Annotated in this window: 17 protein-coding genes; 6 read left to right on the top strand and 11 right to left on the bottom strand. The window is 65.9% G+C overall.

Annotation, left to right across the window (positions count from 1 at the left end; genetic code table 11):
- Window positions 1–14 precede the first annotated feature (14 nt).
- Together ACOYW5_RS00135 and ACOYW5_RS00140 are read left to right on the top strand one after the other, a co-directional pair.
- Window positions 15–1,073, top strand: coding sequence for an ABC transporter substrate-binding protein (locus tag ACOYW5_RS00135; RefSeq protein WP_423067242.1), 1,059 nt, complete (start codon window positions 15–17; stop codon window positions 1,071–1,073).
- 57 nt (window positions 1,074–1,130) lie between these two features.
- A complete protein-coding gene (locus ACOYW5_RS00140; protein WP_423067243.1) occupies window positions 1,131–1,541 on the top strand; it encodes an allophanate hydrolase-related protein in 411 nt (136 codons plus the stop codon).
- Here ACOYW5_RS00140 and ACOYW5_RS00145 read toward each other — a convergent pair whose 3' ends face one another.
- The gene (locus ACOYW5_RS00145) at window positions 1,542–2,204 is read right to left on the bottom strand and encodes a GntR family transcriptional regulator (RefSeq protein WP_423067244.1); all 663 of its coding nucleotides are present in this window, start codon (window positions 2,202–2,204) and stop codon (window positions 1,542–1,544) included.
- Window positions 2,205–2,324: 120 nt separating this feature from the next.
- Between ACOYW5_RS00145 and ACOYW5_RS00150 the strand changes: the two genes are divergently transcribed.
- The gene (locus tag ACOYW5_RS00150; RefSeq protein WP_423067245.1) at window positions 2,325–3,071 is read left to right on the top strand and encodes an SDR family NAD(P)-dependent oxidoreductase; all 747 of its coding nucleotides are present in this window, start codon (window positions 2,325–2,327) and stop codon (window positions 3,069–3,071) included.
- Between the two features lie 173 nt (window positions 3,072–3,244).
- On the opposite strand, the gene ACOYW5_RS00155 is transcribed toward ACOYW5_RS00150, so the two are convergent.
- Entirely contained in the window at window positions 3,245–4,036 is a 792-nt protein-coding gene (locus ACOYW5_RS00155) for a DUF1365 domain-containing protein (protein WP_423067246.1), read from the bottom strand.
- On the bottom strand, window positions 4,033–5,376 hold the full coding sequence (locus tag ACOYW5_RS00160; RefSeq protein ID WP_423067247.1) for an NAD(P)/FAD-dependent oxidoreductase: 1,344 nt from the start codon (window positions 5,374–5,376) through the stop codon (window positions 4,033–4,035). Before ACOYW5_RS00160 ends, ACOYW5_RS00155 begins: the two co-directional genes overlap by 4 nt.
- 113 nt (window positions 5,377–5,489) lie before the next feature.
- Here ACOYW5_RS00160 and ACOYW5_RS00165 point away from each other — a divergent pair, with 113 nt between their 5' ends.
- Entirely contained in the window at window positions 5,490–5,891 is a 402-nt protein-coding gene (locus ACOYW5_RS00165; RefSeq protein ID WP_423067248.1) for a DUF2177 family protein, read from the top strand.
- 64 nt (window positions 5,892–5,955) lie between these two features.
- Window positions 5,956–6,906 carry a Kelch repeat-containing protein gene (locus ACOYW5_RS00170; protein WP_423067249.1) on the top strand — a complete coding sequence of 317 codons (951 nt, stop codon included), beginning with the start codon at window positions 5,956–5,958 and terminating at the stop codon, window positions 6,904–6,906.
- Between the two features lie 132 nt (window positions 6,907–7,038).
- Here ACOYW5_RS00170 and uppS read toward each other — a convergent pair whose 3' ends face one another.
- The 3 genes from uppS to ACOYW5_RS00185 are packed head-to-tail and all read right to left on the bottom strand — an operon-like array spanning window position 7,039 to window position 8,754.
- Entirely contained in the window at window positions 7,039–7,707 is a 669-nt protein-coding gene (gene uppS, locus ACOYW5_RS00175; RefSeq protein WP_423067250.1) for a polyprenyl diphosphate synthase, read from the bottom strand.
- 59 nt (window positions 7,708–7,766) lie between these two features.
- Window positions 7,767–8,153, bottom strand: coding sequence for a transcriptional regulator (locus ACOYW5_RS00180; RefSeq protein WP_423067251.1), 387 nt, complete (start codon window positions 8,151–8,153; stop codon window positions 7,767–7,769).
- A complete protein-coding gene (locus ACOYW5_RS00185) occupies window positions 8,143–8,754 on the bottom strand; it encodes a hypothetical protein (protein WP_423067252.1) in 612 nt (203 codons plus the stop codon). The genes ACOYW5_RS00180 and ACOYW5_RS00185 overlap by 11 nt, the downstream gene beginning before the upstream one ends.
- A 134-nt stretch (window positions 8,755–8,888) precedes the next feature.
- Here ACOYW5_RS00185 and ACOYW5_RS00190 point away from each other — a divergent pair, with 134 nt between their 5' ends.
- Window positions 8,889–10,046 (top strand): DUF2652 domain-containing protein, encoded by a 1,158-nt coding sequence (locus tag ACOYW5_RS00190; RefSeq protein ID WP_423067253.1) that lies wholly within the window; start codon window positions 8,889–8,891, stop codon window positions 10,044–10,046.
- Here the strand turns inward: ACOYW5_RS00190 and arfB are convergent.
- From arfB to ACOYW5_RS00215, 5 genes are all read right to left on the bottom strand, one after another.
- Entirely contained in the window at window positions 10,043–10,564 is a 522-nt protein-coding gene (gene arfB, locus ACOYW5_RS00195; RefSeq protein WP_423069538.1) for an alternative ribosome rescue aminoacyl-tRNA hydrolase ArfB, read from the bottom strand. The genes ACOYW5_RS00190 and arfB overlap by 4 nt on opposite strands.
- Before the next feature lies 1 nt (window position 10,565).
- Window positions 10,566–11,210 (bottom strand): SH3 domain-containing protein, encoded by a 645-nt coding sequence (locus ACOYW5_RS00200; protein ID WP_423067254.1) that lies wholly within the window; start codon window positions 11,208–11,210, stop codon window positions 10,566–10,568.
- Between the two features lie 158 nt (window positions 11,211–11,368).
- Window positions 11,369–11,938: an SH3 domain-containing protein gene (locus ACOYW5_RS00205; protein WP_423067255.1), complete on the bottom strand. Its 570-nt coding sequence runs from the start codon at window positions 11,936–11,938 to the stop codon at window positions 11,369–11,371.
- 355 nt (window positions 11,939–12,293) lie between these two features.
- Window positions 12,294–12,686: an acyl-CoA thioesterase gene (locus ACOYW5_RS00210; RefSeq protein WP_423067256.1), complete on the bottom strand. Its 393-nt coding sequence runs from the start codon at window positions 12,684–12,686 to the stop codon at window positions 12,294–12,296.
- Window positions 12,670–13,281, bottom strand: coding sequence for a thymidine kinase (locus ACOYW5_RS00215; RefSeq protein WP_423067257.1), 612 nt, complete (start codon window positions 13,279–13,281; stop codon window positions 12,670–12,672). The genes ACOYW5_RS00210 and ACOYW5_RS00215 overlap by 17 nt, the downstream gene beginning before the upstream one ends.
- Window positions 13,282–13,474: the final 193 nt, after the last annotated feature.

Raw genomic sequence — 13,474 nt, forward strand, 5'->3', positions numbered from 1 at the left:
AACGGAGAACCCGAATGACGCGTGCATTTCGACTGACGACTGCCGTCACGCTGGTGGGCGTGAGCCTGCTGGCCCTGACCGGGATGGCAAGCGCCCAGGACCTAGTGAAGTTCCACGGCGTGACTGCGCAGGGCGGACCGACCGCACAGATGTTCCCCATCTTCATGGCGCAGGAGAAGGGCTTTTACGTCGAGGAAGGGCTCGACGTGGTGCTGAACTACTCCAAGGGCTCGTCCGACGCGGCGCGCCAGCTGGCCGCCGGCAATGTCGACTGGGGCATCTTCTCATCGGCCGCGACGATGCAGACGGTGCAGCGCGGGTTCCCGCTCAAAGCGATCATGCAGATCTATTATCCCGACACGTTCGACATCGTCGTGCCGGCCGATAGCGAAGTGCAGACCATGGCGGACATGGCCGGCAAGACCATTGGCCTCAGCGACCTGGCCGGTGGCGAGGTTCCGATGACACGGGCTTCGATCGTCGAAACCGGGCTCAAGGAAGGCGCCGACGTGAAGCTGGTCGTGGCCGGCGAGGGCGACCCGACGACGATCCGCTCGTTTACCGAAGGCCGCATCCAGGCCTATTCGGGCGCCAAACGCGACCTGCTGCTGATTCCGGCCCAGGGTATTCCGACCCGCTCGATCACGCCGGCCGCCATCGCCAAGTTTCCGGGCGATGCGCTGTCGGTGCGGCTCGAGACGTTCGAGAAGGATCCGGAGCTGCTGGCCAAGTTCGTGCGCGCGACCATCAAGGGCTGGGCCTGGGGCATGGCTAATTCGGACGCGTCGTTCGAACTGCTGAAGACCAAGTATGCCGCGGCATCGCTGGGTGACAATCCGGTGGCGCCGGAGTTCTGGGAGCTGGTCAAGACCTACTACACCGCACCCGAGAGCGTGACGCAGCACGGCACGTTCATGCCGGACGCCTGGGCGTTCTACATGGACTACCTGCAGCTGGGCGAAGGCGAGCAGCAGGCGCTGGCCGGCCCGGTCGATCTCGCCACCGTGCTGACCGACGACATCGTCATCAAGGCCTGGGACGGGCTCGACATCGAGGCCGCCAAGGCGCCGTGACGACCTGAACATCGGGCCTGCGACCCCCTCGCAGGCCCATCCTCACAAGGAAACAGCATGACCACCGAAGACGTCGGGACAGACGGTATTCCACTGGTTGTCGTGGGCGCACATCTGAGCGGCATGCCGCTCAATGGCGAGTTGCAAGCGCTGGGCGCCACGTTCGTCAAGGCGACAGCGACGGTTCCGGCCTATCGGCTGTACGCGCTGCCGGGAACGGTGCCGCCGAAGCCCGGTCTGCTGCGGGTGGCCGAGGGTGGGCAGTCGATCGATGTCGAGGTCTGGACGCTGGACCCGGCCGGGTTCGGGCTGTTCGTGTCGCGCATCCCCGCGCCGCTCGGCATCGGTACGCTGCAACTGAAGAACGGGGACGCCGCCAAGGGCTTTCTCGTCGAGGCGGTGGCAATCGAGGGCGCCGACGACATTTCGCACTTCGGCGGCTGGCGCAGCTACGTCGCGCAGCGCTGATCAGCCCTTGAGATTTGGAGTGACGCTGCCAACGCTGCTTCGCACATAGGTGAGGTGGTCGCGCATCGCGGCAGCAGCGGCGTCGGCGTCACCGGCGAGAACGGCCCGGACGACCGTCTCATGTTCGCTGACCGACCTCATCAGGCGACCGGTGCTCTGGAACTGAGCCTTGCGGAACGGAGCGACGCGGTTGCGTACGCTGAGTGTCACTTCGGCAAGGAAGCCGTTGTGGCTGATGGCATAGATCGTGTCATGGAAGAGCAGGTTGGTCTCGTAGTAGACCGGGATGTCGCCGCCGAGCGCGGCAATTCGGCAGGCCTCGTGCGCCGCGGTCAGGCGATTGCGTTCCTCGGGTGTTGACCGTAGAGCGGCCTCGTGGGCGCAGAGCGCCTCGAGTTCGGCCATCACGGCAAACATCTCACTGATCCTCTCGGCCGTGAAGCTCGGCACCACGGCACCGCGATGTGGCCTGGCCTCGACGAAGCCGATAACCTCGAGCTGGCGGATCGCCTCGCGTACGGGGGTGCGGGACACGTCGAAACGCTCGGCGATGCTGACTTCGTCGAGCGGCACGCCGGGGCCGATCACGCCGCGCACGATCTCATCTGCGAGCACGGTCCTGACGCGCTCGGTCGCGGTCGGCTTGGTCCTGCGCTTGGTCATGATTACCTTCGGCATGCAATCATGCATGCATAGTCGAGCAGGACGACGTCGTCCACGCTCGACGATGAAACCAAACCGTCGGGCCTGCCGTAGTTGCTGGGGCAACATACGGAGGCTGGGTTGGCGGAGCGGGTGGCGTGGGTGACGGGGGCGGGGAGCGGGATCGGGCGGGGGCTGGCGGCGCGGTTGGCCAAGGACGGGTGGCGCGTGGCGGTGAGCGCCCGGTCCGGGGGTGACCTCGATCAGCTGGCGGCCGAGACGGCCGGTATCCATGCTTTTCCGCTCGATGTGACCGACCGCGCGGGGGCGGCGGGCGTCGTGTCGCGGATAGAGGCGGAGATGGGGCCGATCGGGCTCGTGGTGCTGAATGCGGGGACCTATGTGCCGGTGTCGGCCAAGGGGTTTTCGGCCGAGAAGTTCGGCGCGAACTTTGCCGTCAACGTGCAGGGCACTGCGAACTGTCTCGAGGCGATCATGCCGGTGATGAGGGCGCGGCGGAGCGGGCATATCGCAGTGGTATCGTCGCTGACCGGATATGTCGGGCTGCCGACGGCATCGGGCTATGGGGCGACGAAGGCGGCGCTGATCAATATGTGCGAGGCGCTGGAGCCGGAGCTCGAGGCGTTCGGGGTGAAGATGACGGTGATTAACCCCGGGTTCGTCGATACGCCGCTGACGCGGAAGAACGATTTCCCGATGCCGTTCCTGATCTCGACGGACGAGGCGGTGGAGCGGATCGTGCGCGGACTGAGGGCAGGGAAGTTCGAGATTGCGTTTCCGTTGCGGATGTCGGTGGCGATCCGGCTGCTGGCGGCTTTGCCGCATTGGGCGCGGTTGGCGGTGACGCGGCGGATGTTGCCGAAGTAATCACCGGCCGTCATCCCGGCGAAAGCCGGGACCCAGTGCGCGGAGTGATCAACGCGCCTTGCAGTCAGCGATCATTCGAGATGAACCGGTGCGGTCGGTATCCGGACCAACCAACTGAGCAGTGGGTCCCGGCTTTCGCCGGGATGACGGCCGGTGGGAAGGGAGGACCGAGTTCAGGCCACTGTGCGTTCGGCTGCTGCCTTATCCTGCTCCACGACGACACTTCTGCGCTCTGCGGCCGGGGTGTGGGGATGCAGGTGGATGCCTTTGGCGAGGAGTTTTGCAGCTTCCCAGTGGATGGCGGCGGTGATTTTCAGAGTCATCAGGGGGTAGGCGAAGAGGAGGCGGAGGAGTTCGCGTTCGGTGAACGCGCGGCGCCTGCCGCTGAAGCTGGCGGTGAGGAGGGGGCCCTCGGGGTCGGACTCGGAAATGCCGATGCGGATGCGCTCGCCGGGTGGGACGATGTTGAACTGGTAGCGGCAGTTCATCGGGACGAAGGGCGAGACGAAGTGCAGCTTTAGGGCGGCGTGGCGGATATGGCCGCCTTCTGCGTCGGTGCGAATGACGTAGACGAGGCGCTCACCATAGGTGTTGCAGACTTCATGGAGGACGGCGCGGAGGGTGCCCGAGCGGTCGTAGCAGAAGTACTCGGTGAGCGGGTTGAACACGTAACCGAAGAGGCGCGGGTAGCAGAGGATTTCAATGCGGTGCGCTGCTTCGGGCAGACCGGCTTCGGCGACGCGGGCCTCGACCCAGGCGCGGAGCGTGCCGGTGTGCCCGTCGCCGTGATCGCGATCGTGGAAGCTGAAGATTGCGAAGCGGTTGTGGGCGAAGAGGCGGTTCGCCAGAAGCGGGATCTCGTCGAGATCGAGCAGCATGGCGAAGACGCGATAGTGCAGGCGGTGGCGACGCGGCTTGAAGCGCGCGTGGTGGACGTCGCCGGCGTAGATGGCGGAGCGTGTCACTCGGCGGCCTCGAGGATGGGGGCGCGGGCGATACGGCAGGCGCCCGCTGGTTCGACCCATGGGCGCTCCACGTCGCCGAGGGCCTCGGCGGCAGCGAGGCCGGACTGCAGGGCATCCTCGTGGAAGCCGTGGCCGAAATAGCTGCCGGCGAACCAGGTGCGGCGGTTGCCCTGGATGCGCCAAAGCTGCTCCTGCGCAGCGAGGGCGGCGTGGTCGAACAGAGGGTGGGTGTAGGCGATGGCCTGGTGGAGCTTGCCTTCGGCGACCGGGCGGATCGGGTTGAGGGTGACGAAAAGCGGAGTCTTCGTCGGCAGTTCCTGCAGCCGGTTCATCCAGTAGGTGACGCAGAGCTGGGTGTCGTTGGTGTCGCGGGCTTCCCCGACGTAGTTCCAGCTGGCCCAGACGCGGCGACGCTTCGGCATCAGCGAGGTATCGGAGTGGAGGACAGCGGTGTTGTCGGTGTAACGGAAGGCGCCGAGGACCTGGCGCTCGTCGTCGCTGGGGTCGGCGAGGAGGCTGAGCGCGGTATCGGCGTGGGTGGCGATGACGAGGTCGGTGAAGGTTTCGACATGGCCGTCCGTGCCGATGATGTCGACGCCGTCGGCGTGCCGGCGGATGCCGAGGATGCGGCTGTTGAGGCGGATATCGAGGCCATCGGACAAGCGCACGACGTAGCTGATGCTGCCGCCGGAAATGGTGCGCCACTGCGGGCGATTGATCAGCTCAAGCAGGCCGTGGCTGGCGAAGAAGCGGACGAAGGCGACGAGCGGGTAGGCGCGCATTTCGTGGGCGGTGGTGGACCAGATGGCGGCGCCCATGGGGAGGAGGTGATCCTCGATGAAGGCATCGTTGTAGCCGTGCGTGTCGAGGTATTCGCCGAGGGTGGTGTCGGCGTAGGCGGTGGGCGATTTTAGGAGGAGCGGGGCTGCGCGATAGAAGCGCAGGATATCGCTGACCATCGACCAGAAGCGCGGCCGGACGATGTTGCTGCGCTGGCCGATGAAGCCGTTGACGCTGACGCTAGAGTATTCGGTGCGACCCCCGGCGATCGAGGCGGCGAAAGACATGCAGGACCGCTGAGACGGAACGCCGAGGTGATCGAGCAGGGCGACGAGATTGGGGTAGGTGGCCTCGTTGAAGACGATAAAGCCGGTATCGACGGCAACCGGGCCATCATCGGTAGCGACGGTTACGGTGTTGGAATGGCCGCCGAGGCGGCGATCGCTCTCAAACAATGTCACCGGGTAGCGCTTGGCCAGCAGCCAGGCCGCGGACAAGCCGGCTATGCCGGACCCCACGACTGCGATCTTCCGATGTTCCCCAGCCCAATTCGCACCCACAAGTGACCTCTTCGCTATTGTTGCAAGGAGGTACGGAGCGGCGGGGAATTTAGGTGCAACCTTTTCCCAATTTTTTTCGTAACTCCAGGGAGTTACGCGAAAGGGAGCTGACGGTGCTGAAATACGTGATCGCTTATGCCGCGACGGCGGTGGTGTTTTTCGGGCTGGATTTCGTGTGGTTGAGCCGAATGCTCGGCTTCTACCGGAGCGAGATGGGCGGGCTGCTGCTCGAGCAGCCGAAGCTCGGTTTCGCTGCCGGGTTCTATGCGCTGTACGTTGTCGGCATCGTGGCGCTGGTGGTGGTGCCAGCGCTCGGTGGAGGCGGCTGGGGGCAGGCCCTGCTGATGGGGGCGCTGCTGGGGCTGGTGGCTTACGGCACCTACGACATGACGAATATGTCGACGCTCAAGGGGTGGTCGCTGAACCTCGCGCTGGTCGATATGGCGTGGGGCACGTTCGTAACGGCCGTGGCGGCGTCGGCCGGGTATTTCGTGACGGCGTGGCTGGCCCCCTGACGCTCTGCGGGTTGGCACTGGTTTGTCGGCGCGCTAGCTTTCCTCCGGGGGTGGGAGGATCACGATGCGTGCTTTGCTGCCGCTTGCCCTGTTGCTGCTGACGAGCCCGGCGGCGGTGGCGCAGAGCTGTATTCCCAACACCTGGCGCGAAGCGGCGCCGCTACCGACCGAGCGGACGGAAGTCACGGCGGCGACGGACGGGACGGCGACCTATGTGGCGGGCGGCATGGCCAGCGATCCGGCGACGGATCTGGTTTCGGTGTTCAGGTACGACCCGGCGGAGGATGTGTGGTCGGTGCTGGCGGCGCTGGACCGGGACGTGAACCACACCGGGCTCGTGGTACTCGACGGCAAGGTCTATGTCGTTGGCGGCTATGAGGCGCCGGAAAACCGGCCGACGGCGCGGGTTCGAGCGATCGATATCGCGGCCGGAACGGTAACCGATGTTGCACCGCTTCCGGCGCCGCGCGGGGCGCTGGTCGCCGTGGTGCTGGATGCCCAGATCCATGCGATCGGCGGGACGACGGACAAGAGCGTCGGCACGCATGAAGTCTATGATCCGGCGACCGACAGTTGGCGCGCGGCGGCGCCGATGAGCGTGCCGCGCAACCACATTGCGGGCGCGGCGCTGGGCGGCAAGATTTATGTATTCGGCGGGCGTGACGAGCAGACGTTCCTGCTCGATGCGGGCGAGGTCTACGACCCGGCGACCGACAGCTGGGCGCCGATTGCGCCGCTGCCGACCGGGCGGAGCGGTATCGGGGCGGCGGCGGTCGACGGGCGGATCATCGTATTCGGTGGCGAGGTCGGCGGGGCCGGCGGGCACACGTTCGCCGAGGTAGAGGCATACGACCCGGCGACTGACAGGTGGGCGGAGCTGGCCCCGATGCCGACGGCCCGGCATGGGCTGGGGGTCGCCGCAATCGGAGATGAAGTGTTCACCATATCGGGCGGGCCGCAGCCGGCCCTGACGGTGAGCGGCGTCAACGAGGTGCTGTGCGCGGCGCGACAGTAACCCGCGGGTTACATGTCATAGTGAAATGCTGAGCCGGTCGGCCGGATCTAGGTTCCAGACAGCCTAGCGAAGGATGTCGGGTCCTGTCGCTGCGGTCGGGCGGAACCTGGAGGGAGGTTCCGCCCGATTTCTTCAGGCGGGGATGGCGCCGAAGCTTCTGGTGCGGTGGGCGAAATCGGCGAGGGCGGTGTCGAACTCGGTGGGGCCGAAGTCGGGCCATTGCACCGGGGTGAAGTACAGCTCGGCCTGCGCGCATTCCCACAGCAGGAAATCGGAGAGGCGCTGGTCGCCGCCGGTGCGGATGAGGAAATCGACGTCCTCGGTGCCGAGCCGCTCGGCGATGGCCTCGGCGGTGAGGCCGTCGGAGGCGGCGGCGAGGATGGCGTCGCGGGCGGAATAATCGATGGCGATGCGGAGGTGGAGGCGGGTGCCTGCGACCGTGGCGCGCTCGGCGGCGGTGATGGCGCGGGCGAGGCCGAGCGGGACCCGGTCGCGCCGGCCGAGCACGCTGATGCGGACGCCGTTGCGCTGCAACTCCGGCGCTTCGACGAGCAGGAAGTGGCGGAGGAGCGACATCAGGCCGGCGACCTCGGGGCTCGGGCGCTGCCAGTTGTAGGTCGAGAAAGCGTAGAGCGTGAGCGCGCCGATGTTGTGTTCGATGGCAGCGGAGACGATGGCGCGCACGGAATCGGCGCCGACCTGATGTCCGGCGGCGCGCGGCATGCCGCGGGATTCGGCCCAGCGGCCGTTGCCGTCCATGATGATGGCGACGTGGAGTCTGTGGTCAGAATTGGTTTGCATTGTAAACCTTTCGGACGTGGCTGGAGCTTCGAATGGGTGATTTTTCGGGGCGGGAAGGGCTAGATGCCCTTCCACCAGCCGTCGGCAGGGGCGTTGCGAGCTGGCTTGGCGGGGGTCGGCTCGATTTTGGCCGAGGCGTCACGGATCACCTGCTCAAGCACCGAGAGGTAATCGAGGAAGCGGCGGCGGCCTTCGGCGGTGAGGCGGATATCGGTGCGTGGGCGGCGTGCTTCGAAGCCTTTGCTGATGGCGACGAGGCCGGCTTCCTCGAGCACGCTCAGGTGGCGGCTCATATTGCCCTGGGTCAGCCCGCAAAGGCGGAGCAGGTCGTTGAACGACAGGCCCTCGGGGTGTCCGGCCAGCGAGGTCAGGATGCCAAGTCGGGCCTTTTCGTGCATGACGCGATCGAGCCCGTCATAGGCGAAGGGGGCGGGTTCAGGGGGCATCGGCGATCTCGGTCGAGCGGTGAACGATCAATGCGACCAGCAACTGGCCGACGGTGAAGGGCACTCCCATGTACCATGGTGAAAGATCGTGGTCGCGCGCGGCAAGCAGGAGAACCACGAACCCAGCGAATAGGTACCATGCACCGGCGAGGATCATGGCCGGTGGCAGGGAGCGCGCGGCGGCGAAGATACCGAGGCTGACGAGGAGCAGCCAGATGCCCGGCAAGAGCCAGAGGAGATTCGGTGCGAAAAGGGCGAAGAAGGCGAGGAGCCCGGCGCCGACGACGCCGGCCGGGACGAAGTGGAGCACGGCTTCGCGGATCATCTGATCGGCGAGGCCGACGTGGTGACGGTCGGCGCGACGCAGCATCTCGGCGCCGATGAGGGCCGAGGCGGCGACGGCGGTGCCGACCCAAGCGGTGAAATAGGGGAAGGGCGCCGGGCTGCCACCCGACCAGAGGGATTGGGCGAGGGCGATGGCAAAGGCCAGGGCACCCGTGAGCGCAAGCGCAGCCGGGCCGAGACCGCGAAACGAAGTCGACTGGGCCAGCCGGCTCTTGATCTCGACGATATCGGCCAGGGCTTTGTCGAGGTCGTTCATCTGCGACTCAATTTAGTTTGCGATGCAAACCATAGTGGCGGGCAGATTGGGGCGGAGTTGTGATGACGGCTCGCGGCACGGGGTGTGCGCCGGAGCAAATTGTGCGAGAATGGTCGCGCGGCATGGAGGGAACCATGGCGACGCAGTTCGGCTATTTCCTGATCGCGGACATCACCGGCTACACCCAGTATCTCAGCGAATCCGAGCTGGATCATGCACAGCAGACGCTGACGGCGCTGCTCAACCTGCTGATCCGGCACACGCAGCCGCCGCTAATCATCGCGCGGCTCGCCGGGGATGCGGTGATCAGCTATGGGCTGCGCGACAGCTTCATGCAGGGGCAGACATTTTCTGAGGCTATCGAAGACACGTATGTCGACTTCCGCCGGGCCATCGAACGCATGGTGCGAAACACCACCTGCCAGTGCAACGCATGCCGGAACATCGGGTCACTCGACCTCAAATTCTTCGTCCACTATGGCGAGTTCAGCGTGCAGAAGCTCGACGCGCATGACGAGCTGGTGGGCTCGGACGTGATCCTGATCCATCGGTTGCTGAAGAACCATGTGACCGAGCGGCTGGGGCTGCGGGCCTATACGCTCTACACCGAGGCGGCCCTGCGGCAGCTGGGGCTAGAGCCCGAAGCGCTGGGGTTCGCGGCGCATGAGGAGCGCTATGAGAATTTCGCGCCGACGATGACCTGGGTGCAGGACATGCATCCGTTGTGGGAGGCAAAGCGCAACCTGGTGCAAGTGACTATTCCACCGGACCGGGAGCTGTTCGCGGTGAGCGCCGTGATCAAAGTCGGTCGCGAGCAGTTATGGGACTATCTGATCCAGCCGGAGCACTACAACGTGCTGCTTGGCGCAACGAAGGTGGAAATCGGCGGCCGGCAGGGCGGCAGGGTGACGACGGGCAGTGTGTTCCAGTGTTACCACGGCGACGCCATCGTGCCGCTGACCGTGCTGGAGTGGCAGCCGTTCCTGCGCATTGTCACGCAATACACGGCGCCGGTACCGATCGCGGGCGTCACGGGGCTGTCAGAGCTCCGGCTCGAGGATTTCGGCACAGATACGCGGCTGACACAGGTGATGAGCAAGACGAGTGGACCGTTGCTGGGGCGGATGATGGCCGACGCGGTGTTCCGCGCGGGCCGCGGAACATTCGAGCGCGATATCCTCAAGTTCAAGGACTACATCGAGGGGGTTGCGGGAGATGGGTTGGAGCGCGTCGAGATCGCGGCCGAAACGGTTGGCCGTGCGGCGCGGGAGAGCCTCGTGGCAGCGAGCTAGTCGTCAACCTTGCCGCGCAGGCGCTTGGTGGTGCTGCGCTGGGATTTGCCTTCGAGGCGACGGCGCTTGGAGGCGAGGGTGGGGCGCGTGGGCCGGCGTGGCTTGGGTGGGGTGAGGGCGGCGCGGAGGAGGGCGGCGAGGCGCTCGACGGCATCGTCGCGATTCTGCGGCTGATTGCGGAAGCGGTTGGCGGTGATGACGATGCGGCCGTCGGTGGTGAGGCGGCTGCCGGCGGCAGCGGCGGCGCGAAGCTTCACCGGCTCGGGCAGGGACGGCGAGCCCATGAGGTCGAAGCTCAACTGAGCCGCCGAGGCGACCTTGTTGACGTTCTGGCCGCCGGGGCCCGGGCTGCGGATGTACTCGATCTCGAGCTCGGCGACGGGCAGGTGGATCGGGCCGCCGATGTGGATGGTGTCGGGAATGGCCGGCTCCGGGTTGCATCCGCCCAGGGAATGCGATTTGCGCGCAAAAGGAAAGCGCCGCCCGGATGAGGGGCGGCGCTTCGTGAATCCTGACAGCTTAGCGGACCCGGAGCGAGCTGATGTTGTCGTTGGCGCCGCGCAGGTTCGGGACGCTGCGTGAGATCACGATGCAGCGGCCGTTGAAGTTGGTGCGCTCGCAGACGAGGGCCTGGGCATCGCCGCGGACTTCGATCGAACGGATGCTGTCATTCCACTCACCGAGGCGGGCGAGGCGTTCGCCGGGACGGGCGCAGAAGCTGTCGCCGCGGAACTGGGTGCGTTCGTAGAAGCAGACGCGGTCACGCGAGCCGCCGGGACGGCCGGGACGAATGTCGAAGCCGCCCGAACCGATCTGGAAGCTGAAGCCGGGGACGTTGAAGCCGATGTTCACATCGACGTCGGGACGCGAGGGGCCCGGACCGTCGGGAACGATCACGCGGGTGTCGATGTCGGAGTCGTCGTCGCTGAGATACGCCTGCGAGACCCAGCCGTCCGGGCCCGGTTTGATGACATAGCACCAGCCGGCCTGGCAGCGGTCGATCTCGACCTCGGTGCCGGCGCGAAGCACGTCGACGACGGCGCCGTTCACCGGCGCGTTGCGCACGTTGACGGTGCTGGTGGCCACCGCCGCATTGGCGGCGGAGGCAAAAAGGAGCGAGCCGAGCAGCAGGGCTGCAGCTCCGGCGAGCCTGATGGGGAGCATTGATGAGTCCTCTCTAGTGACGCTTGGAGTCTTGGGGTACCGCAAGCCGAGAACGGCGCGGTGCCGCGCAGGTTCCATGCCTTCACTTCAAATGTGCCGAAAATGCAGAACGCCGCCCGGGTGGGCGGCGTTGTCGCGAAATGATGGTGAACGAAGAATTAGTAGACGATCACCGAGCTCACGTTGTTGCTGAGAAAGCCGTGCAGGTGCCTCTGGCTGTCGTTGTAGTGCACGCAGTAGCTGTGGAAGTCGCGGTCGCGGCAGAGCAGCACCGAGACGTCGCCCTCGATGGAGACGGATGAGAACCGGTTGTCGGCATCAAGCAGCAGCAGGTCGCGAGAGCGGAAGCCGGGTTTGCCGCAGATGGAAGCGCCGGTGAAATTGGCGCCCTCGTAGAGGCAGACGAGGCCGGGGCCACCCCAGTTGAAGCCGACTTTGGGGAATTTGTAGCGGCTGTCGGGACCGTCGCCGAAATCGATGGAGTAGAGCTTGGTCCAGCCAGCTTCCCGGCCCTTGTGAACGCGGCACCATTGCTTGGAACAACGATCGACCCTGATGCGGGTATCGGCTTCGATCTCGCCGACGACGTCGTAGGCGTGGCCCGGGCCTTCCATGAGGACGAGCGGGCGGATGGACCAGGCGGGCGTGCCGCTCTGCGCGCTGGCGGCGACCGTGCCGAAGGCGAGCAGCGCGATGGCTGACAGGGCGGCAAGAAACTGCTTGAGCATTCACGACCCCCGGAAATCAACAATGTAGCGGCAGACTAACCTTCATGCGTGACAGTTGGAAGGGCGCGTCGGCAACAGCATGGGGACAATGATTGGCGCTGCGCGCGCGGCGCCAACAGCGCTGCGCGCTGTAGGAAAAAGGCGCCGCGCGAGCAAGCTCGGCGCAGCGCCTCCCACCCGCGACAGAGGCCACCCGGCCGCGGATGTGGTCCGGTCGCGTGTGCAGACGACAAGCCGGATTGACGAGGCTATTGGTGGCGCCGGACGCCTGAATGGAGGCTGAACAGGGGGCGGTGATCGGCAAGGAGCCGATTGCGCTGTGCGACAATCGGCAAGTAGCCGATTGCGCTAGGGATCAGCGCGGAATCGGCTTCTTTCGACCCTCGTCGTCGAGGGCGACATAGACGAAGCGCCCCTCGGTCACCTTGACGCGGTCGGCGACCCGGTTGCGGCGGGCCCAGGCTTCCATGGCGATGGTGATCGAGGTGTTCCCGATGCGCTCGACAGTGGTGTAGACGCAGAGGACGTCGCCGGTCTTGACCGGGGCGATGAAGGTCATGGCCTCGACGGCCACGGTGACGACGCGGCCATGCACGCGCTCGGCGGCGGCGATACCACCGGCGATGTCCATCTGGCTCAACACCCAGCCGCCGAAGATGTCCCCCGCCGCGTTGGTGTCGGCCGGCATGGCGAGGGTGCGGATGGTGAGAGCGCCTTTGGGCTCGGTGGTGTCAGTGGTCGTGGTCATGCAGCGGTCCTCTTGGCGGCCAGCGGCCGATTTCCTCTTCCCAGTGCTGGCGGCAGAGGGAGACATACACCGATTTCTCGATCGACACCTGGTTGCCTTCCCTGAGCGCGCCGCCCTCGGTGTCGCGGCGGACGACCATGGTGGCCTTCTTGCCGCAGAAGCAGATGGTGCGGACTTCGCGCAGCTCGTCGGCGATGGCGAGGAGCTCGGACGAGCCGGGAAAAAGCTGGCCGCGGAAATCGGTGCGGAGGCCGTAGCACATCACGGGCACTTCGAGCCGGTCGGCGACGCGGGCGAGCTGCCAGACCTGGTCGGCGGTGAGGAACTGGGCCTCGTCGACGAAGACGCAATCGACCTTCGATTCCTGAAGGTGATCGTTGATGCGCTGGAACAGGTCGTCCTCGGTGCCGAACATTTCGGCGGGCGCGGAAATGCCGAGGCGGGAGGAGATGAGACCGACATCGCCTTCCGCGTATAACGAGGAGGTGAAGAGCAGCGTGCGCATGCCGCGCTCGACATAGTTGTACGACGCCTGCAGCAGAAGGGTCGACTTGCCGGCATTCATCGCCGAATAGGAAAAATAGAGCTTGGCCATGGCCCGTTCATGCCGCAGCGGCGAAGCGGCGGCGAGAGCAATCGGCAGGTCTCAACAAAAAACCGGGCAACAAAAAATCGGCCGCCTGGCGGGGGCGGCCGATTAGAATGCCGAATTGGGGCTCGGCCGCAGGACGGACAATTGGCGGCGACCTGTCCTGCGTAGGAACGTCTCGGCTGCCTGACTTTGGGCG

It is taken from the genome of Devosia sp. CN2-171, from assembly GCF_049354815.1.
In the GTDB taxonomy this organism is placed as follows: Bacteria; Pseudomonadota; Alphaproteobacteria; order Rhizobiales; family Devosiaceae; genus Devosia_A.